The 20,365-nt window shown below is 71.2% G+C and carries 10 protein-coding genes; 3 read left to right on the top strand and 7 right to left on the bottom strand.

All coding sequences use genetic code 11. The annotated features are described in order from the left end of the window. Positions 1 to 141: 141 nt before the first annotated feature. The 7 genes from WMF11_RS19580 to WMF11_RS19550 form a co-directional block, all read right to left on the bottom strand. A complete protein-coding gene (locus WMF11_RS19580; RefSeq protein WP_437978540.1) occupies positions 142 to 1,302 on the bottom strand; it encodes a PAS domain-containing protein in 1,161 nt (386 codons plus the stop codon). A gap of 156 nt (positions 1,303 to 1,458) precedes the next feature. After that, positions 1,459 to 2,391 carry an AraC family transcriptional regulator gene (locus tag WMF11_RS19575; protein WP_437978539.1) on the bottom strand — a complete coding sequence of 311 codons (933 nt, stop codon included), beginning with the start codon at positions 2,389 to 2,391 and terminating at the stop codon, positions 1,459 to 1,461. Positions 2,392 to 2,468: 77 nt separating this feature from the next. Continuing rightward, positions 2,469 to 8,558 carry an AAA family ATPase gene (locus tag WMF11_RS19570; protein WP_437978538.1) on the bottom strand — a complete coding sequence of 2,030 codons (6,090 nt, stop codon included), beginning with the start codon at positions 8,556 to 8,558 and terminating at the stop codon, positions 2,469 to 2,471. Positions 8,559 to 8,757: 199 nt separating this feature from the next. Further along, complete coding sequence (locus WMF11_RS19565; RefSeq protein ID WP_437978537.1) at positions 8,758 to 10,662, bottom strand: protein kinase domain-containing protein; 1,905 nt, start codon at positions 10,660 to 10,662, stop codon at positions 8,758 to 8,760. A gap of 139 nt (positions 10,663 to 10,801) precedes the next feature. Continuing rightward, the gene (locus WMF11_RS19560) at positions 10,802 to 11,119 is read right to left on the bottom strand and encodes a Rieske (2Fe-2S) protein (RefSeq protein WP_437978536.1); all 318 of its coding nucleotides are present in this window, start codon (positions 11,117 to 11,119) and stop codon (positions 10,802 to 10,804) included. A gap of 11 nt (positions 11,120 to 11,130) precedes the next feature. Then, positions 11,131 to 13,575 carry a nitrite reductase large subunit NirB gene (gene nirB / locus WMF11_RS19555; protein ID WP_437978535.1) on the bottom strand — a complete coding sequence of 815 codons (2,445 nt, stop codon included), beginning with the start codon at positions 13,573 to 13,575 and terminating at the stop codon, positions 11,131 to 11,133. Between the two features lie 3 nt (positions 13,576 to 13,578). Continuing rightward, complete coding sequence (locus WMF11_RS19550; RefSeq protein WP_012236117.1) at positions 13,579 to 13,923, bottom strand: hypothetical protein; 345 nt, start codon at positions 13,921 to 13,923, stop codon at positions 13,579 to 13,581. Positions 13,924 to 14,090: 167 nt separating this feature from the next. Here WMF11_RS19550 and WMF11_RS19545 point away from each other — a divergent pair, with 167 nt between their 5' ends. From WMF11_RS19545 to WMF11_RS19535, 3 genes are all read left to right on the top strand, one after another. Continuing rightward, a complete protein-coding gene (locus WMF11_RS19545; protein WP_437978534.1) occupies positions 14,091 to 15,659 on the top strand; it encodes a GMC family oxidoreductase in 1,569 nt (522 codons plus the stop codon). Between the two features lie 76 nt (positions 15,660 to 15,735). Then, positions 15,736 to 16,431, top strand: a complete 696-nt coding sequence (locus tag WMF11_RS19540) for a zinc finger domain-containing protein (protein WP_437978533.1) — start codon at positions 15,736 to 15,738, stop codon at positions 16,429 to 16,431. A 299-nt stretch (positions 16,432 to 16,730) separates the two neighbouring features. Next, complete coding sequence (locus tag WMF11_RS19535; RefSeq protein WP_437978532.1) at positions 16,731 to 20,348, top strand: protein kinase domain-containing protein; 3,618 nt, start codon at positions 16,731 to 16,733, stop codon at positions 20,346 to 20,348. Positions 20,349 to 20,365 lie beyond the last annotated feature (17 nt).

The raw sequence follows: 20,365 nt of genomic DNA, 5'->3' as shown, positions 1-20,365 counted from the left end.
GCATCATCGCTCCGTTCTCGCGCAGCTGCACCCTCCGGATGAGCAGAGTCGCCGAAAAAAGGGAGGCGGCGTTCGCGCCGGAGGCGCTCTCCGGCGCCGGAGCAAGCTCGACGGCGCGGGGCCGCCGCGCGTGATGCCCTGTCAGCTGGCGCGGCTCTGCTGCGGCGGCTGCGGCGCCATCCGCCGGATACAGTAGCTCAGGGCGGCCCGCAGATCGCGTTGCGTCGAGATCGTCGAGAGATCGAGCCCCAGCGCGACCATCGTCTGCGCGACGTTCGGCTTGATGCCAGCCACGATGCCTTCGGCGCCGAGCAGGCGGATCGCCGCCACGAGCTCGATGAGATGGCTCGCGACCTTCGTGTCCACCATGTCGACCCCGGTCAGATCGAGGATCGCGAAATGGGCTTGTTTCTCCATGATGCGCGCGAGCAGCGCATCCATCACCTCGGCCGTCCGCACGCTGTCGACCACGCCGATCATGGGGAGCGTCAGCACCCCGTTCCACACTTCGATGATCGGCGTGGAGAGGCTGCGAATCACCTCCTGCTGCTTCTCGATCTGAGAGAGCCTGGCCCGCAGCTCTTCCTGCGCGCGCTTCACCGCGGTGACGTCGAGCGAGAACCCGAGCACCGCGTCGACCTCATCGCGCCTGTCGAGCACGGGGACGACCCAGCTCTCCCAGTGGACGCCGTGCGCCGTGGTGTGATCATGGACCATCGTGCCGGCGATAGCCGCCTGCAAGGCGGCGCGCTCTCTCTCGGGATAGAGCTCGAGCAGGTTCTTCCCGAGGAGCGCGCCCCTCGCGAGCCCGGCGGCGTCGAGCCCCTTGCCGTCGTGGTAGATGACGGTCCCCTCGGTGTCGATCGCCCAGATGACGACCTGGAGGTTGTCTGCCAGGCCGTCGAGGAGCCGCTCCTTGAGGCTCGGCTCTGCAGGGCTGCTCTCGCCGTCGGCGCCGGCCTGCCGCAACGATCCGTGGATCGTGCCTCCTTCGGGCGCCCGGCTCGCGTTGCACGTCAGCCGCCGGTAAGCGCCCTGGGCGTCCATCAGGCGCACATCGACCTGCACCGGCTCTGTTTGCTCCTTCAGCCGGATCCACGCAGCGGTGAAGTCGGCGCGATCTTCCGCATGGACGAGCGCCGTGAGCGAATTGCCGTGCGCTACCCCGGCCCCCAGCGCCTGACGGAGCGCGCCGCTCGAGTGCAGCACATCCCCGTCGATCCCCGCGATGAAGAGCATCTCTGGACAGGATGCAAGAAATGTATGCAGCAGCCCCGAAGTGGCGTCCGGTTCGTTCGCCATCGTCTCCCTCCCGTATGTCCCCCCTCAACAAGATGGCTTGTATCAGAAGCGCATCGCTGTTGGGAAGCCGCGCTCGCCACGTGATGATGTTGGTGCGATGGACGACGGATCGCGTCCAGCGTCGAGGCCCGGATGAGCTCTCGCGGAGTGCTGCGGTCAGCGGCGCGGCCGCACCTTGAACCAGAGCTCGAGGTCCACGCGGCCGTCCTTCGGCTCGTCCGTGACGTAGTGGTCGTGGACGGTGAAGTCGTCGGGCGCGAGGCTGCTCTCCCTGAACCAGCACGAATAGATGCTGCGATACGCCTCCGAGATCCCGGACACCTCGCCGGCATAGCGGAAGACGGCGTAGCGGCCCTCGCTCATCCGGCCGCGGAAGAGCGGGGGCGGCAGCGGGACGGTCTTCGGACAGGGCACGCAGGCGTGGTATCGGCACAGCTCGGGGGCCGTGATCTGCGGGCTGTCGTGCGGGATACCCCAGGCATCCACGGCCTCTTCGCAGAGCCCGAGCTGCCGGGCGGCGGCGATGAGGTCCGACCAGAGGCGATCGAGGGCCGAGACGTCGTACCCGCCCGGGCTGGCGAGGCATGCGAAGTCGAGCCCGCTCGTTGTCTCGAAGCGGACCCGCGCGCTCCACGCCGCCGCCTCGAGGCGCCGCTCGTCGACGCCGCGCTCGGGCGGGAGCGTATAGAGCTCTTCTGGCCGAAAGTCCTTTCCGTAGAGCGACGTCAGCTTCCCGATCGCGACGGGGAGGCCGCGCTCCGGGCTCCGCACCTGCGACGGGCTGCAGCCGAAGTGCGCCGCGAACGCCTTCGAGAAGTTCGAGGCGGACGAGTACCCGGACGAGAGCGCCACATCCATGATGCTGCGGTCCGGCTCGTACGCGAGCCGCAGCGCCGACTGCTCGAGCCGCCTCCGGGTGATGAACCGCCCGATCGGCTCGCCGACCGCCGCGTGGAAGACCCGGTGGAAATGGAACTCGCTGAGGCGCGCCGCGCGCGCGACGTCCGCGACCGTGATGGGCCTCTCGAGGTTCGCGGCGATGAAGCGGAGCGCGCGCTCGATCTCGGGCCGGTGGGCGGACTCCGTCACGAGGACCTCGGCGAGGCGGCCATCGCGGCTGCGAGGGGCGTGCCCAGAGCCCGCGGGCCTTCGGCGAACCGCATGCCCTAGTCTACGACGGATCCGGCCGGCACGGCGCTCTCCGGTGGGCTCAGCGGGAGCTCCACCACGAACGTCGCCCCGGCGCCCGGCTTGCTCTGCACCCGGATGGATCCGCCGTGCGACGCCACGATCGAGCGCGCGATGTAGAGCCCGAGCCCGATGCCGCCAAAGTTGCGCACCGACACCGCGCGCTCGAAGCGCTCGAAGATCCTGCCCTGATCGGCCTCCGCGATCCCGATCCCCTCGTCCCGGATCACGAGCTGCGCGCGATCGGCCTGCCGCAGCACGCCGATGAAAATAGGCCCGCCTGCGCCGTACTTCATCGCGTTCGACAGGAGGTTGACGACGACCTGCTCCAGGCGATCCGGATCCCAGTGCCCGATCACGGGCGCTCCCAGATCCAGCTGCGTCGGGCAGCGGGCGTCCGCGAGCTGGGGGCGCATCCGCTCGACGACCTCACGCACCAGCGCCGCCAGATCGACGAGCGCCCGCGTGAGCGCCAGCTGCCCGGCGTTCATCCTCGTGACGTCGAGCAGCTCGTCGATCAGGCGCCCGAGCCGCGACGTCTGGCGGCCGAGGATACGGAACATCGCCTCGATCCGCTCCGGGGGAAGGCCTGCGAGCGAGCGGCGGTGCAGCAGGCGCTCGGCCGCCTGCACCTGCATCTGCATCGAGGTCAGCGGGGTCTTGAGCTCGTGAGACGCGACGACGAGGAACTCGTCCCGCCGCGCGATGGCCTCCTGGGCCTCGGTGTACAGGCGGGTATTGTCGAGCACGAGCGCCGCGCGGCGCCCCAGCTCTTCGGCCAGCCGCAGGTCGGCGGGGCCACAGCGGCGCTCGGGCGCCGTCGCCAGCAGGGTCATGACGCCGAAGTACCGGTCGCGCGCGAGCAGCGGAACCCGCAGGAACGCGTGGACGCCGAGCCGCTCCCAGGGCGGCCTGACCCGCGGGTCGAGCGAACGCACCTGCTGCAAAAGCGGCGCGGCGCGGCCATCGACCCCCTCGGAGCCGGCCGGCGGCGCTTCTGCCAGGGCGCGCAGCGCGTCCTTCAGCGCTTCCAGCTGCTCGCCGGGCACCCCTGCGACGACCGTCGGGCCCGGTGTCCTGTCCGCCGAGAGCACCTCGACGACACACTGATCCGAGAGCTCGGGCACCGGGAGCTGCGCCACGCTCTCGAAGGTCGCGCTGTACCCCAGCGTCATCAGCTTGCGGCTCGCCTCGGCCAGGAAGCGCTCGGCCTGCTCGGCCCGCTTGCGCTCGGTGATGTCGGTGGAGATGCCGCAGAGCACGCCGGGCATGACCCCCTCGTCGAGGGGGAATTTGATCGACAGGAACGTGTGCAGCCCGTCCTCCAGCGGCACCGTCTCCTCCCACTCCATCGGCGCGCCCGTCTCGAGCACCTTCCGCTCGTGCTCGCGGACCATCTCGGCGAAGGGAGCCGGGAAGAGGTCGGCGTCGGTCCTCCCGAGGAGCTGCTCGCTCGGCATGCCCAGGAGGGCGCCCACCTGCCGGTTGGCGAGCAGGAATCGGCCCTCTCGATCCTTGACGTAGACGCTCGCCGCCGAGTTGTCGACGATGGCCTGGAGCATCTTCTGATTGGCCTTGAGCGCCTGCTCCGCCCGCCGCCGCTCGGCGTTCTCCTGCTCCACCTCGGCATAGAGCGTCGCGTTCTCCAGCGAGAACGCCGACTGCGAGGCGAGCAGCTCGACGACGCTGAGCCGCCCGGGGGTGAACGCCCCGGTGGCGAGGTTGTTTTCCAGGTAGAGCAGGCCGATGAGCCGGCCCTGGCGCACGATCGGGAGGCACAGCACCGATCTCGGGCGCTTGCGCCGGAAATACTCATCCTCCACGAAGGGGTGCCGGCCGGCGGCGTCGTCGAGCAGCACGCGATCGTGGCTCCGGCGAACATAGTTGAGGACCGACTGCGGCAACGCAGCCGAAGGCGCCTCGTCCGCATCCAGCAGCCGCACCGCGCCCCCTGGCGTCGCGATCGCCGCGAGCCACAGCTGCTCCTCCCGGACCAGGAGGATACAGCCCTCCTCGGCGCCCGCGTGCTCGACCACGATGCGAAGCAGCACCTCGAGCAGCCGCGAGAGCTTGAGCTCGCCGGAGATGCTCTGCGCGGCCTTCACCACCGACAGGACGTCGAACTGCTCGGCCCGTACGGCGAAGGTGACGGTGGGGGCGATCGGCTTGCGCTCGACGAGGTGAGGGTGGCGCTGATCGAGCTGCTCCACCTTGGCGTGAGCGCCCCAGCGGAAATAGCCGGCGCGGGCGCTTCGCAGGTAGCTGTCGGCGGGCGTCGGGAGGCCGCGCGCGCGGTAGAACTCCGCGGCGAGCTCGCAGGCGATGGCCTCATGCTGGACGAAGCCGCCCTCGCGCGCCGCCGCGATGGCCTGCTCGTAGAGCCGGCTGGCCTCCGGCTCGCGCCCCAGGAGCCGGGCGATCTCGGCGCGGACCAGGGCGTGCTTGTGGAGGAAGTTGTCCGGGCCGCTCCTGGCCCACGCGCCGAGCTGCCGCTCGCACTCGATCAGCTCCTCCAGCTCCTCGGGGAGCACCGGCGGCGGGGACGGCTGCGCCTCGCCCGCGCCGCGCGGCGCGTTGAAGAGGGCCGCGAGCGCGAGCGCGCGATAATAGAAGCTCTCGGCGATGAGCGCGTGCGGACCGACCCTGGGGGGGTGCTCGGCGATCGCGCGGGTCGCCGCCGCGAGCGCCTCTCGGGGAGAGCCGAGCACGAAGAGCGCCTGCGCCTTCAAGCTGTAATAGAAGTCGCGAGCGGCCTCCAGCTCTCCCCCCTCCTCCAGCCGCGCCTCGAAGGCCGGCGGATCCAGCTCGGACCCGTCCGGCATCGAGAAGCGGACCGGCCTCCCGCGCAGCGTCTGGATCATGGCGTGGCCGCCGAGGAGGGCGTTGTGCGCGAACGTGTAACCGACCCTGCGCACGAAGCCGAGGCGCTCCTCGACCTCGTGGAGCACGTCCTCCAGCGGCTCGCCGGAGAGCAGCGGGAACAGCGCGGCCCAGATGCAGTTGAGGCACGCGTTGTTCAGATTGCCGGACTCGACCGCGGCGCCGAAGCCTTCTCGCGTGTACGGATACGTCTCTCTGTAGTGGCGTGTCCAGAAGACGACGTAGTGTCCGAAGAGGATGACCACCACCGATTTCGTGGTGAGGAGGCCGCTCTTCTGCGCCAGGTCGTGGCCGAGCTTGCCGAACAGGTGAGCCTGCTCATATCGCCCGAACCTCGAGCTGATCACCATCGCGAAGGCGGCGTACGCGACAGCGGAGTGCTCGGCGTTGCCGTGGCGCAGGCTGAGCTCGACCATGCGCATGACGCCGAGGTTGTACAGGTTCGGGTCCACGAAGAACGCAGGGAGGGAAACGCTCTGCAGCACGCCCATCGTGATCTTGAACCCCGGGTGCGTCATGGGCGGCAGGTGGATCAGGTCCTCGATGGCCCGATGGCCCAGGGCCTTCCAGACGATCTCGGTCTCCTCCTCGACCTGCGCGTCGGTGGGGTGGAGCGGCAGATCGACGTCGCACGCGCGGAGGCACAAGAGCCCGATCTCCACCGCGCGGGCGTATTGCCCGCGGGTGACGTTCAGCGCGACGGCGAGCTCGACGACGGTCGCCGTCTCGTGCCGGGTCCTCGCGCGATCCATGAGCTCTTCCACGCACCGCTCGGCTTCCTCGAAGCTGCCGGTGATGTACGCGATGTGCGCGCGCTCGAAGGTCAGGCCGTAGGTCAGCTCGTGGCGCGTCTCCCACGAGGCCGGCGCGAGCAGCGCGAGGCCAGCCGCGAAGAGCGCGGCGGCGGACTGGAAGGCCGCGGCCGCCTTGGCCTTTCTGCCGGCGCGGAGGTTCAGCGCGGCGACCTCGTCCCGCTCCGCCTGGCAACGCAGGAGCGCGGCGCCGCGGTTGAGGTGGCCGACGACGTCGAAGAGCGCGTCGTCGCGCTCCTCCGCGCGTCGCGCCCCGAGGAGCAGCCGCCCGATCCCCAGGTGCATCTCGGCGAGCTGTCCCGCCGGGATGAGCGAGTAAGCGGCTTGCTGCACCCGGTCATGGAGGAATCGATAGGCGCCGTCCTGGCGGAGCAGCAGCCCCTCCCGCACGGCCTCCTCGAGCGCGTCGCGGAGCTCCGCCGCCGGGCGGCCCGCGACCACCGCGAGCGTGTCGAGCTCCAGGCTGCTGCCGAGGCACGCGGCGAGCGTGAGCGCGTCCCGCGTCGGGCCCGAGAGCCGCTTCAGCTTGCCCGCCATCAGCTCGACGACGTTGTCGGTGAACTCCTTGTCCCGGATCGCGGCGATGTCCCAGCGCCACCTGCCCTCCTCCGCGTCGAAGGTGATGAGCCCCTCCTGGTGCAGCGCGAGGAGGAACTGGAGCACGAAGAACGGGTTGCCGCCGGTCTTCTCATAGACGAGCCCCGAGAGCGGCTCGGCCTGCTCTGCCGGCGCGTGCGGCGCGTGGACCGTCTCGGCGACGAGCGCCCCGACATGGGTGGCCGAGAGCGGATCGAGGACGAGCTCGACCACGGCGGCGCCGCGCTTGCGCGCCTCGGCCAGCGTGAGCCGCAGCGGGTGCGCGGGGCCGACCTCGTTGTCGCGGTACGCGCCGATCAGCAGGAGGTGCTCGGACCCGGCGTAGGTGGCGAGTTGCTCGAGCAACTGGAGGCTCCCCGCGTCGGCCCACTGCAGATCGTCGAGGAAGAGCGCGACGGGGTGGTCCTTCTGGGCGCACGCCGAGACGAAGCGCTGGAGCGTCGCGTGCAGCCGGCTCTGGGCCTCGGCGGGCGGCAGCTCGGGCACGGGCGGCTGCGGGCCGAGGAGGAGCGTGAGCTCGGGGAGCACGTCGGCGAGCAACCTGCCGCTCTCGCCGAGGGCCTCCCGGAAACGCTGTCTCCAGCCCTCGACCTGCTCCTCGCTCCCGCAGAGGATCTCCTGAAAGAGCGCCCGGAACGCCTGATGGAAGGCGCTGTAGGGGACGTCCCGCGCGGCTTGCTCGAACTTGCCTGACAGGAAGAAGCCGCGCTCCCTCACCACCGGCCGGTGCAGCTCGGCGACGAGCGACGATTTGCCGATGCCCGAGTAGCCCGACACGAGCACGAGCTCCGGCCGGCCGCTCGCGACCACGCGCTCGAACACGGCGAGCAGCGCCGTGAGCTCGCGCTCGCGCCCGTACAGCCGCTGCGGGACCTGGAACCGGTCGGAGAGATCGCGCCCCCCGAGCGCGAAGGGGGGAATGGAGCCGCTCTCCCGCCATCGGGCGAAGCACTCGTCCAGGTCGTGCCGCAGGCCCGCCGCGCTCTGATAACGCTCCTCGGCGGCCTTGGAGAGCAGCTTGAGCACCACCGCGGAGAGCTGCGGGGGAATCGAGGGGACGAGCGCGTGCGGCGGCCGCGGCGCCTGGGCGATGTGGCAATAGACCCACGCGACGGGATCGCCGGCCTGGAACGGCAGCGTGCCCGTCAGCATCTCGTAGAAGACGACGCCCAGGGAGTAGAGATCGGTCCGCTGGTCGATCCAGCGGTTCATCCGGCCTGTCTGCTCCGGGGCCATGTAGGCCAGGGTCCCCTCGATGAGCCCGATGTGCTCGAGGTGCTGGAGCTCGCGGGGTATCCGGGACGCAATCCCCAGGTCGGTGATCTTCACCTCGCCGGTGGCGGGGTTGAGGAGCACGTTCTGCGGCTTGATGTCCTTGTGGACGACGTCGTGCCGATGCAGCCCGGCGAGCGCCTCGACGAGGCGGATGGCGAGGGGGAAGAAGCGCTCGAGCGGGGTCGGCCCATCCTGGAGCCGATCGAGCGACACGCCGCCGAAATCCTCCAGGACCAGCGCCGGCTGTTCGCAGAGCATCGCGAGCCCACAGGGCTTGACGATGGCCGTTGTGTCGAGCGCCCGAGCGATCTCGTATTCGTGGCGAAGCCGCTCGGCGGCGCGAGGGCTCGCGTGATCGCGCCGGAGGACCTTGAGCACCACGGGATGGCCGTCGTCCTCGCGTACACCCCGGTAGAGAACGGTGTCTGAGCCCTCGTAGAGGGTCTCGATGATGGCGTAACGGGACGAAGACCCGTGATCGGACGAGACGGGATTGGTGCCCACGTGAGCCCTGATGCGGGGGATGCGCTGCACATGCTGCCATGGTCGGCGCGCGTCGCCAGCGCTTTGAGCGGGCGGCGCGCCGGCTCTCATCCGTCCTCCGCGAACCCCCAGCGCGCCTCGCCCCACACCGGGCCCGCCCTGTCGATGACATCGTGGCAGGACCTCTGCCCCGCGCGCTGGATCGGGGAATGTCCGCTCATCAGCGGCGCACGAGCGCCTCGCTCCCCGCCAGCGTGCCGCCCAGGGTCCCCCATCGCCCCGCGAGCTGCCGGCCCGCGATCGCATAGCTGACCACGCCGACCTGCTGGCTCGGCGACCAGCCCACGACGAGCTGATCGCCCGAGCGGATGCCCACCCCCTTGAGCGCGCCGGTGCTCAGCGCCCACGTGACGGCGTACGTCTCGCCCGTGGGCACGATGACGACCGTGCCCTTGCGAGCGCCGTCGACGATCCGGTAGCTGCCGACCAGCCCTTCAGGGCCCTCCAGCTCCTCGGAGATCACCTGGCCGGGCCGGTCCGTGGCGATCCACTGCCCGTGGAGGCGGCCGCCGTCGATGCGGTACGCGGCCGCGCCGTAGGGCCCGCCGCTCGCCCATCCCACGGCGAGCGTCTGCCCCTGCACGAACGCGATCCCCTCGTAGCCCGCGCCCTTCGTGATGATCCAGGCGATGCGGTACGTGTCGCCGCTCCGGGAGAGGAGGACGTTGCCCGAGTAGCTGCCCTGCCCGCCCGGGTTGCGCGACGATACGATGTCGTAGGTGCCGGCCAGATCGACGTCGCTGCTCGCCGCGACGCTCGATGGCCTGGCCGGCGGCGTCGGCGTGCCGCCCGTGGCCGTGGCCGCATCGCCGCTGCCGTACAGCGGCGCCGTCGGCGCGCCGTCGGCGCCGCGGTCGGCGCCGCGGTCGGCCGCGAGGAGCCGCTGCAAGGCCATGAAGCCGAAGGCCATGAGCGCGGCGACGGCGACCAGCCCGCCGCCCGCGATCGCGAGGAGAAGGCCCCAGGGGGCCCTGCGCGGGGGCAACGCCGGCACCGGGACGAGCGTACCGCCGCTCATGCCGCCGACGTCGGTGCGGTAGACCCCCGGCTGGGTCGGCGCGGTGATCGGCCCGGAAGGGCCGGAAACCACCGGCGGCGTGGGCATGGAGGGCATGGAGGGCACGGCCGGCAGCGGCGCGGATCTGTGGGCGGCCGCGGCGAGCACGGGGTCGAGCGCCGCCATGGCCTGCGCCGCGTCGGCGAAGCGAGCGCGGACGTCGCGGGCCAGGCACCGGGCGAACCAGGCGTCGAAGCCGGGGGGGATCAGGTGCGCGCACCCGAGCTGCGCGGCGCGGGCGGACGGCGGATCCAGCGGGCCGAAGAGCACCTCGCGCATGAGCGACATGACCGAGGCGCTCTGCCCGCGGCTCGGCTCGACCCAGTAGAGGCGCGCGGTGAGCAGGTAGAACGCGAGCAGCCCGAGCGCCCACACGTCCGACGCCGGGACGACCTGCGCGGCGAGCTCGGTCTGCTCGGGCGCCATCCAGAGCGGCGTCCCGACCGACGCGGTGATCGACGTCGTCGCCCGCGCCTCGGCCACGATCTTCGCGACGCCGAAGTCGAGCACCTTCACCTTGAAGCGGACGTTCTGCTGCCGCGGCCGCGCGATGAAGATGTTCTCGGGCTTGAGATCGCGGTGGACGACGCCCGCGCGGTGCGCCGCGCCGAGCGCGTGGCACAGCTGCCCCATCAGCTCGCGCACCTCGTCGGGCGGCAGCGCGCCGCGCTGCGCCATCACGGCCGAAAGGTCGGCCCCGTCGAGCAGCTCCATGGCCAGCCAGGGCGTCTGGGTCGCGGGATCGACCCCCGCGGCCACGACCTCGACGACGTGATCGCTCTCGATCCGCGCCCCTACCCTCGCCTCCTGCTCGAAGCGCTCGCGGAACCGCGGGTCCTGCGCGAGCTGCGCGTGCATCAGCTTCACCGCGCGCGGCTTGCCCGTCGAGAGCTGCTCGGCGACGAACACGGCGCCCATGCCCCCCTGGCTCAGGGGGCGGACGACGCGGAAATCGCCCCCGAGGACGGCGCCAGGGGCGAGCGGTGCGGCTGTCGTGGGGTCGGCCATGGCGAACGGGAACCCTCCAGGCGACGTCGGGCGACGCGCTCCGGCAGCGTACCCAAAGACGCGCGATCCAGGGGCTCCGCAGAGCGCCGGCGCGGCAGCACGCGCCGGGCCTCCCCCCCGGGCGCGTGGCGGGCGGCGCTCAGCCCCCGCCGCCCTCGATCCGCACAAGGATCTGGTTCGTCGCGCTCAGGCGGACGGGATAGGTCTTGAGCCCCTCCCCGCCGCTCAGGGCCTCTCCGGTCTCCAGGTTGAACTTCTGGGCGTGCAGCGGGCAGATGAGCGTGCAGCCGCCGAGCAGCCCGTCGACGAGCGGGCCGCCGCGGTGAGGGCAGCTCGCCTGCGTGGCGAACATGCGGCCTTCCCGCGTCACGAACACCGCGATGCGCTCCGATCCGACCTCGAACGCGCGCCCCTCGCCCGGCGGGATCGCCGAGAGGGGGCCCAGGGTGATCTCCATCTCTCGCCCCCTCATTGCACGATCGGCAGGACCGATCGGAACTGGTTCGCCGTCTTCGGGGAGTTCGCCTCTCGCCACGGATCGCGGTACGCCTCGACCGTCTTCCGCATCTCCTCGTCGAGGCGCGCAGCGATGCCCTCGCTGTCGTCCACGACCACCGCGCGGATCTTCTGGATACCGACGCGCTCGACGAAGCCGTACGTTCGCTCCAGGTACCTGGCGTTCTCGCGATAATACTGGATGAATCGGCCCATGAGCTTGAGCACGTCCTCGTGCGTGTCGACAACGCAGAGCACGTCGCCCTTGCGCACGTGGGCGCCGGCCGCGCCGCCCACGTAGATCTCCCACTTGCCGCCCTCCACCGCGACGGCCCCGACGTCCTTCACCATCGCCTCCGAGCAATTGCGCGGACAGCCGGCGGTCGCGAGCTTCAGCTTGGCCGGCGTGTCCATGCCCTGGAAGCGCTCCTCGATCTTCAGCGCGAGCGCGATGCTGTCGCCGAGCCCATACCGGCAGAAGTCGCTCCCCACACAGCTCTTGCACGTGCGGTACGATTTGCCGTAAGCGAACCCAGAAGGCATGTCGAGGTCGCGCCACACGGCCGGCAGGTCCTCCTTCTTCACGCCGAGCAGGTCGATGCGCTGGCCGCCGGTGAGCTTCACGAGCGGCACACGGTATTTGTCGACGACGTCCGCGATCTTCCGGAGCTGCGCGGCCGACGTGATGCCGCCGGCGATCTGTGGGATCACGCTGAAGGTGCCATCCTTCTGGATGTTGGCGTGCACGCGGTCGTTGATGAAGCGGGCGTCGCGCTCGTCCTCGTAGTCATGGTGCCATACCGTGCGGAGCAGCGACGCGAGCCCCGGCTTGCTCCCCGGGTCCTCGTTCCCGCCGGCGAGCTCGCGGAAGACGGCGGACACCGACCGGAGCCCGCGCTCGCGGATCGCCTGGACGAGCTCGGGCTTGCTCAGCGGGACGCCAGGCACGTAGTAGCTGGCCGAGGGGTCCTGCTCCGCCGCGCCCCCGCACGCCCACGCCACGACCTCCGAGACGAGCTGCTTGCAGGCGCCGCAGCCCATGCCCGCGCGCGTCGCGTCCATGATGGTCCGGAGCGTCCGCTTGCCGGAGCGCACGCACGCGACGAGGCCCTCCTTGCTGACGCCGTTGCAGTTGCAGACCTGCATCCCTGGCGGCATCTCCTCGATCGTGGCCTGCGGCGAGGGCGCCCCGATGTCGAACAGCAGCGACAGCCGCTCTTCCGGGAGCGGTGTGCTCTTGTCGAACGCCTGCATCAGGTACGCTGCCTTGCTGACGTCGCCAAGGAGGATGCCGCCGAGCAGCCTGCCGTCGCGGATGATGAGCTTCTTGTACGTGCCCTTCTTCGGCTCGAGGAACTGCACGATCTCGTCGCGGTCGTCGGCGGGCTCGGTGATGCCCATCGAGGCGAGCTGGATGCCCATGACCTTCAGCTTCGTGGCGACCTTCGAGCCGGCGTACGAGGCCTTGTCGTTGCGCTTCGTGATGTGGTCGGCCAGCACCTTGCCTTGCTCCCAGAGCGGCGCCACGAGCCCGTAGACCTGCCCCCGGTGCTGCGCGCACTCGCCGACGGCGTAGATCCTCGGGTCGTCGGGCGAGCGCAGGTGGTTGTCCACCACGATCCCGCGCTCGACGGTCAGGCCGGCGCGCAGCGCGATCTCCACGTTTGGCCGGATGCCCGCGGAGATCACCACGAGATCGCAGGCGAGCACCTCGTCGTCGGCGAAGCGGAGCCCCGTCACGCGGTCGTCTCCGAGCACCTCCTTCGTGCTCTTGTTGAGGTGCACCGTCACGCCGAGCTGCTCGAGCGTCGTCCTCAGGATGCCGCCCGCCGTGGCGTCGAGCTGCTGCCCCATCAGGTGACCGCTGATGTGGACAACGTGGACGTCGAGACCGAAGTTCTGCAGCCCGCGCGCGGCCTCGAGCCCGAGGAGCCCGCCGCCGATGACCGCGGCGCTCCGCTTGCCCCGCGCGTACTGGGCGATCTTGTGGCAATCGTCCAGGCTGCGGAACACGAACACACCGGGCTTCTCCCTGCCGCCCTCCAGACGAACTCCCTGGATCGGCGGGATGTACGGAGAGCTGCCCGTCGCGATGATCAGGTTGTCATACGGTGCCACGACCCCGTGATCGCCGGTCACCTGGCGCGAGTGCCGGTGGATGGCCCGCGCGCGCACGCCCGCGTGGAGCTGGATGCCGTTCTCCCGGTACCAGGCCAGGGGGTTCAGGAAGATCTCGCTCGGATCCTGGGAGCCGTTGAGCACCTCCGAGAGCAGGATGCGGTTGTAATTGCCATACGGCTCGTCGCCGAAGATGGTGATCTCGAACTGGTCGGCGCCGCCCCGCGCGAGGATCTCCTCGACGGTGCGGACGCCGGCCATCCCGTTGCCGATCAACACGAGCTTTCGCTTCTTCTGCATGGCTCAGATCTCCGCCAGGCCGATGTCGATCGTCGCGAGCCCGCGCGCGCCTTCGGGCGCGCCCACGCACAGCTCGATCACGCTCTCCGGGTGAATGTCCTCCACGATCACGAGGGGCACGTGGATCGCCGCCTTGGCGCCGATCGGGAAATAGCGCATCGGGTGGCCGTCGCGCTTGAGGAGCAGGTAGATGAGCTCGGACGTGGAGTTGCCCGCGCGCAGGTAGATGAGCTGAGCGCGCTTGTCCCGCGGGACGGTGTACCCGACCGCCGGACGAAGGGGCACCGGCTGCTCCAGGCCCTGCCCCTCGAACGAGTAGACACCCTGTATGAACCTCGGTGTTTCCAATGTGGCCTCCCGGGCGGATCCATCGGACCCTCGGATGGGCGTGCGCGCCGTACGCCGCCCGGCGCGCGCCGCGCGGCGCTCTGGCACCGCACCACGTTCATACAGCGAGGACAGTTTCGAGGGTTCGTTGCCCGGCGGCGCGATCCCGTGTAGGTCGAGTTTCCAAGGTGTTTCGATCGTCACTGTCCTCTTCGCCCCGCCCGGCCGGCGCCGCTGAGCTCGTCATCGTCGGGGCCGGCTCGGCGGGCGCCGTGATCGCCGCGCGTGTCACCGAGCGCGCGGATCGCGAGGTCCTGCTGCTCGAGGCCGGCCCGGACTACCCGGACCCGGAAGGCCTGCCCGCGGATCTGCGGGACGGCACCCGCAACTCGTGGCTCGCGCACGACTGGGGCTATCGCCACCGGCCGACGCCCGGGCAGATCATGTTCCTCTTCCCGCGCGGCAAGGTGGTCGGCGGCTCGTCGGCCGTGAACACGTGCATCGCGGTCCGCGGCCAGCCTTACGACTACGACGAGTGGGCGGCGCTCGGCCTGCCCGAGTGGGGCTTCGACGCCTGCCTGCCCTATTTCAAGCGCCTCGAGGACGATCTCGACTTCGGCGAGCCCTGGCACGGCAAGGGCGGCCCGGTGCCCATCCGCCGCGCCCGGCGCGAGGAGCTCGTGCCGTGGCAGGCGGCGTTCGTCGACGGGTGCAGGGCGCTCGGCCACCCCGAGTGCGCGGACACCAACGATCCGCGCGCGCCCGGCGGCGTCGGGCCGCACGCGATGAACAAGATCGACGGACAGCGCATGAGCGCGGCGCGCTGCTACCTGACCGCCGAGGTGCGCCGGCGCGAGAACCTGCGGCTCCGGCCGCGCACGACGGTGCGGCGGGTGCTCGTGCGGAACCGCCGGGTCGAGGGGGTCGAGATCGAGACGGACGGGCGCGTCGAGGTCGTCGCGACGCGGAAGGTGGTGCTGAGCGCCGGCGCGATCGCGACGCCGGGGATCCTCCTGCGCAGCGGGATCGGGCCGCGGGCAGAGCTCGCGCGCCTCGGGGTCGCGCTCGTGTCCGACGTGCCCGCCGTGGGGGCGCGGCTGCTCGATCATCCGGGCGCCGTCATCGGCCTGTGGCCGCGCCGCCGCGGCCTGATCGACGTCCTGCGCCAGCCGCTCGTCCAGACGATGCTCCGCTACACGTCGCGCGGCAGCCAGTACCCGAACGACGTGATGCTCCAGCCGGGCTCGTTCTTCCCGCTGCACCCGCGCCTCACGGTGCCGGCGTTCGCGCTCGCGTGCTGCATCGGCAAGCCGCGCGGCGTCGGCCGCATCGAGCACGTGAGCGCCGACCCGCACGCGCGGCCCCGCATCGTCTCGAACATGCTCGTCGACCGGGACGACCTGTCGCGCGCTGTCGACGCGCTCACGCTCGCGTACGAGATCGCCCGCACCGCGCCGATGCGCGAGCTCGGCTGGTTCGTCTGGCCCACGGAGCGCACGCTGATGCGGCGGGAGGCGCTGGAGCGGTGGATCACCCGGAGCTGCGGCTCGGGCTACCACCCGTGCGGGACGGCCCCGATGGGGCCCGAGGGGGACGTCTCGGCGGCGGTCGACGGGCGCGGGCGGGTCCGCGGCGTCGAGGGCCTGGTCGTCGCGGACGCGAGCATCATGCCGACCATCCCGAGCGTGAACACGAACCTGACGGCGCTGATGATCGGCGAGCGGTTCGGCGAGTGGCTCCGCGACGGCAGGGTGTAGCCGCCGCGGGGGGTGAGAGGCCCGCTGACAGCGTTCGGCGCGCGCTCGAGGGTCGACCGGGTCTAAGGTCGCGCTCATGACGTCCACCGTGACCCGCAACACGGGCTCTACCCTCAAGTACGCCGTCATCACGGCGGTGCTCGTCGGTCTCTCGTTCCTCTGTTTCCGCGCGATGATCGGCCGCTCCGGCCTGCTGTGGGTGCTCTGTCTCGCCGGCGGCCTCGGGTTCGCGGTGTTCGCGCTCGGGTCGCTCCTGGTCGCCAAGGACCTGGCCGGCACCGCGACGTGCCCGCGCTGCCGGGCGACGCTCGAGGAGATCGAGCTCAACCATACCGACGACCCGGCGTTCTGCGACACGTGCCAGGCCGCGTACCTCGTCGACAAGCGTGTCCTCACCGTGCTCGCCGACGACTACGTCCACCCGACGCCGGGCTTTCCGGCGCCGGTGACGAGCGAGACGATCAGCTGGCCGGCAGGCTGCTGCGTGTGCGCGAGGCCGGCGACCCGCGGCGTCGAGGCGAAGGCGCACGACGGCGAGACCGGGACCAACGCGGCCGTCGCCGCGGCCGGGCTCGCGCTCGGGAGCATCGCGGTGCGCACCGGCGGCGGCACGACCTATACGCTGCGCATCCCGCACTGCGCCGAGCACGACGACGGCGCGAAGGTCGAGATCGAGAGCAACAACAAGCCGCCGCTGAAGATCCGCTTTCGCTCGTACGCCTACCAGCGCCGCTTCCTCGAGCTGAACCCGAAGCCGGCCAAGGCCGCGTAGATCCGCTTCAGCGCTTCACTGTCGCGCACGTCTCATCTGCGCGCGATCGGCCACGCCCACGCCGGCCTCACGCGGCCAGCGGCGGCCGTGCGAGGATGTGTGGCGGGCCCACGTCGCCGCAGAAGCCGCGCAAGGATCCGCGCCTGGAGCGCTCGCGCAGTTCGCCGTCACCTGGTTGATCGGCGCGTTCGCCGCGCGCTGGTGGGTGGTCACGCTCGCGGCGGCGACGTTCGGCGCGGTGCTCTCGCACTGGTGCGCGATGGCCATCCACGAGGCGGCGCACGATCTGGCCGCGCGCCGTGCGCTTCGCCAAGCTGCCGAACCGCGACGAGTGGATCAACCTGGCCATCCAGCTGCCCGCCGCGTGGCTCTCGTGGCGCCTGCTCGGCGCGCCCGGCTTCACCTACTTGCTGCTGTCGACCTTGATCGGCCACAGCCTGCACCCGGTGGCCGGCCACTTCGTGCACGAGCACTACGTGTACGCGCCCGAGCAGGAGACCCGCAGCTACTGCCCGAGTTCCGCTGGGCATGGTCGAGGTGGCGACGCCGAAAGCGCGCCCAGGCTCGCGCCTGTTGCTACAGGCGCCGCCGCAACCGGCCGCGCGCCCGCGCCCGGGCTCCCTAACCGCGGCTGTAGTACTAGGAGCGTCAAGGTATATTCCCATCGAGGTTTTCAGGTGATGTTCGTCGAGATGGTAGAAGGGGCGATCTTTGCCGGGCGTTACCGGCTGATCCGCCGCCTCGCTGCAGGCGCCATGGGCGCGGTGTATGAGGCTCGTCACCTGGGGACGGACCGCCGGTTGGCGCTCAAGGTGATGCTCTCCCATATCATCGAGCGCCCCGAGCTCCGGCAGCGGTTCGAGCTCGAGGCGCGGGTCACCGCGGGCATCGAGAGCCCGTTCATCGTCGAGGTCGTCGACGCTGGGGTCGACGAAGCGACCGGGGTGCCATTTCTCGTCATGGAGCTGCTCCGCGGTGAGGAGCTCGGGCGATGTCTCCGGCGCGTGGGGCGATTCTCGTTCGAGGAGACGCTCGCGTGCCTTCATCAGACGGCGCTCGCGCTGGACAGGACGCATGCGGCGGGGATCGTCCATCGCGACCTCAAGCCGGCCAACCTTTTCCTGAGCCTGCGCGAGGGTGGCGAGCGGCGCATCAAGGTCCTCGACTTCGGCGTGGCGAAGATCGTCGCCGAGGGCACCGCCCGCGGAGGCGCGACCCAGACCGTGGGGACGCCGCTGTACATGGCGCCCGAGCAGTTTCGCGGCCATCGCGTCTCGGGGGCGACGGACGTCTATGCGCTCGGGATGATCGCCTATACTTTCCTCGTCGGCGAGGCGTACTGGGCCGACGAGAGGACCGAAGAAGACAACCTCGTCGCCTTCGCGCTCAGCGCGGCCTACGGCCCGGTGGAGCCGGCGATAGCGCGCGCGTCGAGGAAGGGCATCCTTCTGCCCGCCGGCTTCGACGTCTGGTTTGCGAAGGTGACCGCCGTCGACCCGGACCAGCGTTTCGCCACGGCAACCGCGGCGGTGTGCGCGCTCGGTGACGCGCTCGGGCTCGCCGACATCACGGCGCTCGCCCTGCCCGAGCCGGCCCTTGGCCGCGGGCCATTGACGGCGGTGGCGATGGCCGCTGCCACAGAGGACGACGGGCTCGAGGATGGCGGGACACGACCAGGCCCGGACGAGAGCGCGTTGGGAAAGACGGAGCCGGCATCCGAGCAGGGGTCGACGAACAGGGATTCGGCGTCGGAGCCTGGGTTTCGCGGGCCCACGAGAGAGGGACGAAGTGCGATTCCCATCGAACGGGCCCCCCCGACGCCCACGCCGCTCGCTCCCGGGCGCCCGCGCGTGTGGGGCGTCCGGGCCATCACCGGCGGCTTGATCCTGGCGGTCTTGGGTGCATGGGTCGTCGACCGCGATGCGCCGTCTGCGCCCCTGCTCCTGCCCGCTCCCCCCTTGCAATCGACGTCATCGGTGCTGGCGTGCCCGCCCTTCGACGCGTCGGGCATCGACGAGCCCTCTGGCTGGATGGGCGCCGCGGCGGCCTCCCTCTTCTGCGACCGAGCAAGCGTCCTCCTCGGCGGCTCCGCCACACGGACGCTCGCCCCTGCTGAGCTCCTCGCGCTCCCGGCGCAGCCTGTGGATCGGTTCCCCGAGGATCCCTACGCCACGCCCGATGCCCGCGCGAAGGGGATCGAAGCTGCCCGTCGCCGGGCGGCGGCCTATGCCGATGGTCAGGTTGTCCGGGAGAGCTCCGGCTTCCGAATCACGGTCACCCTCCGCCGGCCCGACGGGGCGGACATCGATCACGCCGCAGGCACCGGGCGTTCCCTCTACGAGGCTGCGCGGGACGCGATGAACCCCCTGGCCGAGCGGGGCTCGCTCCCCGTCGCGACCGCGCTCGACGCCACGATGGCGGATTTTTCGCGCGCACGAGACGTTGGCAGCGCCCTCGCGCTCTTCGATCTTACTGCGGCCATGAGCAACAACGCGGGGGGGCTTCCGGACGAATGCTCCCGCGTCGCGGCGAGGAGCGCCGACCTCGCGGAGCTGGGGCCCGCCGAGGCCCGCCATTGCGCCTACACGCTCGGCCTCCCGCTGCCAGAGGTGCGTCTGTCCCCCCGCGGCGACGTTGCATCACCGGGCGAGCTCGCCGCGCGCGCCCGTGTCGAGCACGTGGCTCGACGCGTGGACGATCCGGCCTCGATCGCCGAGCTGGATCGGCTCTTCGCGCGCGAGGTGACGTCCCGCGGGCGCTCGACGCTCGCGACGACCCTCTCGTGCCTCCTCCAGTCGGGCGACCCGAGGCGGGCCGCGGAGATGTCGCTGCTAGCGGTCACCGCGGAGCCGAGGAATCCGATCGGCGAGGGCTGCGCGCCCTGGCTCCAGCTCCTGGCCGTGACGTACGGCACCACGAGCGCCGAGGCGTCGCTGCGAGCGATGCAGGCATGGGTGCCCTGGAACAGCTACGGGTGGCTGTATCAGGCCAAGCGCCTGGGAGACACGCACAACGCCCTCACGTATGCCCGGCGCGCGTACGTGCTCTCGCCGCTGGACACGTCCGTCGCAGGCATGCTCGCTGACACGCTCCTCACCTCCGGCGCGCGCGAGGAAGCGCGGGGCATCGCGCTCGCGCTGGCGACCGGTGGTGCCCCCGTCCATCGCGTGGCGAGCGATCTTCTCCTCGTGCGCATCGAAGCGAGCGAGGCACGATTTGGCGCGGCCATCGCGCGGGCAAAGCGGGCCATGGTCGTCTCCGCGGACGACGCTGGCTGGCAGCGGGTACAGCGGTTCGAGATCGCCTGGCGCGCCCTGCAGATCGCGCTCGTCCTCGGCCGCGCGCAGGAGCTCGCCGATCTCGTCGTGGAGCGCTTCCTCGATCCCGAGCCGCCGCCGCTCGACGGCGCGCACCTGGACGTCCCGCTCCGGCTCCCCGCCGTCTGCGCGCACGCCTCACCTGCCGTCTCCCGGCGCTGCTTCACCCGGTTCCGGGAGCTCCGGCAGCGCCTGTCGTATAGCGCCCTCCCGGACGCGGACGCCTTCACGGACGGGGCCGAGCGCTATGCAAAGGGAGACTTCGCGGGCGCGGCGCGCGCTTTCCGGCCCCTGCTCCGGACGCCGGGTCCGTTCGTCGAGGTCCTCGCCGAGCCGATGGTCGAGACGTTCGAGCAGGTGGGGGCGAGCGAGCTCGTCGCGAGGCTGGAGGCGGCCATGGCGGATCGTTCCGGTGAGCTGAACGGGGCGAGCCTCTCGCTGGTGCGCGCCGCGCGTCGGGCCGCGAAGCGCGGGGAGAGCGATCGGGCCCGGGCGCTTGCCAATAGAGTGCTAGAGGCGTGGTCGGTGGCGGATGAGACGGTCCCCGCGGTGGCGGAGGCGCGCATGCTCGTTCAAGAGGGGCGGCGCGCGGCGCGGTGAGCGGGGTTCTGGGGGAG

The organism is Sorangium sp. So ce295 (assembly GCF_051527405.1).
Lineage (GTDB): Bacteria > Myxococcota_A > Polyangia > Polyangiales > Polyangiaceae > Sorangium > Sorangium cellulosum_B.
This window is presented reverse-complemented; position numbering and strand designations above follow the sequence as displayed.

Bases quoted from the DNA above. Each gene is read 5' to 3' on its own strand.
- nirB (WP_437978535.1), bottom strand. From the start codon at position 13,575: ATGCAGAAGAAGCGAAAGCTCGTGTTGATCGGCAACGGGATGGCCGGC.
- WMF11_RS19540 (WP_437978533.1), top strand. From the start codon at position 15,736: ATGACGTCCACCGTGACCCGCAACACGGGCTCTACCCTCAAGTACGCC.
- WMF11_RS19565 (WP_437978537.1), bottom strand. From the start codon at position 10,662: ATGGCCGACCCCACGACAGCCGCACCGCTCGCCCCTGGCGCCGTCCTC.
- WMF11_RS19580 (WP_437978540.1), bottom strand. From the start codon at position 1,302: ATGGCGAACGAACCGGACGCCACTTCGGGGCTGCTGCATACATTTCTT.
- WMF11_RS19560 (WP_437978536.1), bottom strand. From the start codon at position 11,119: ATGGAGATCACCCTGGGCCCCCTCTCGGCGATCCCGCCGGGCGAGGGG.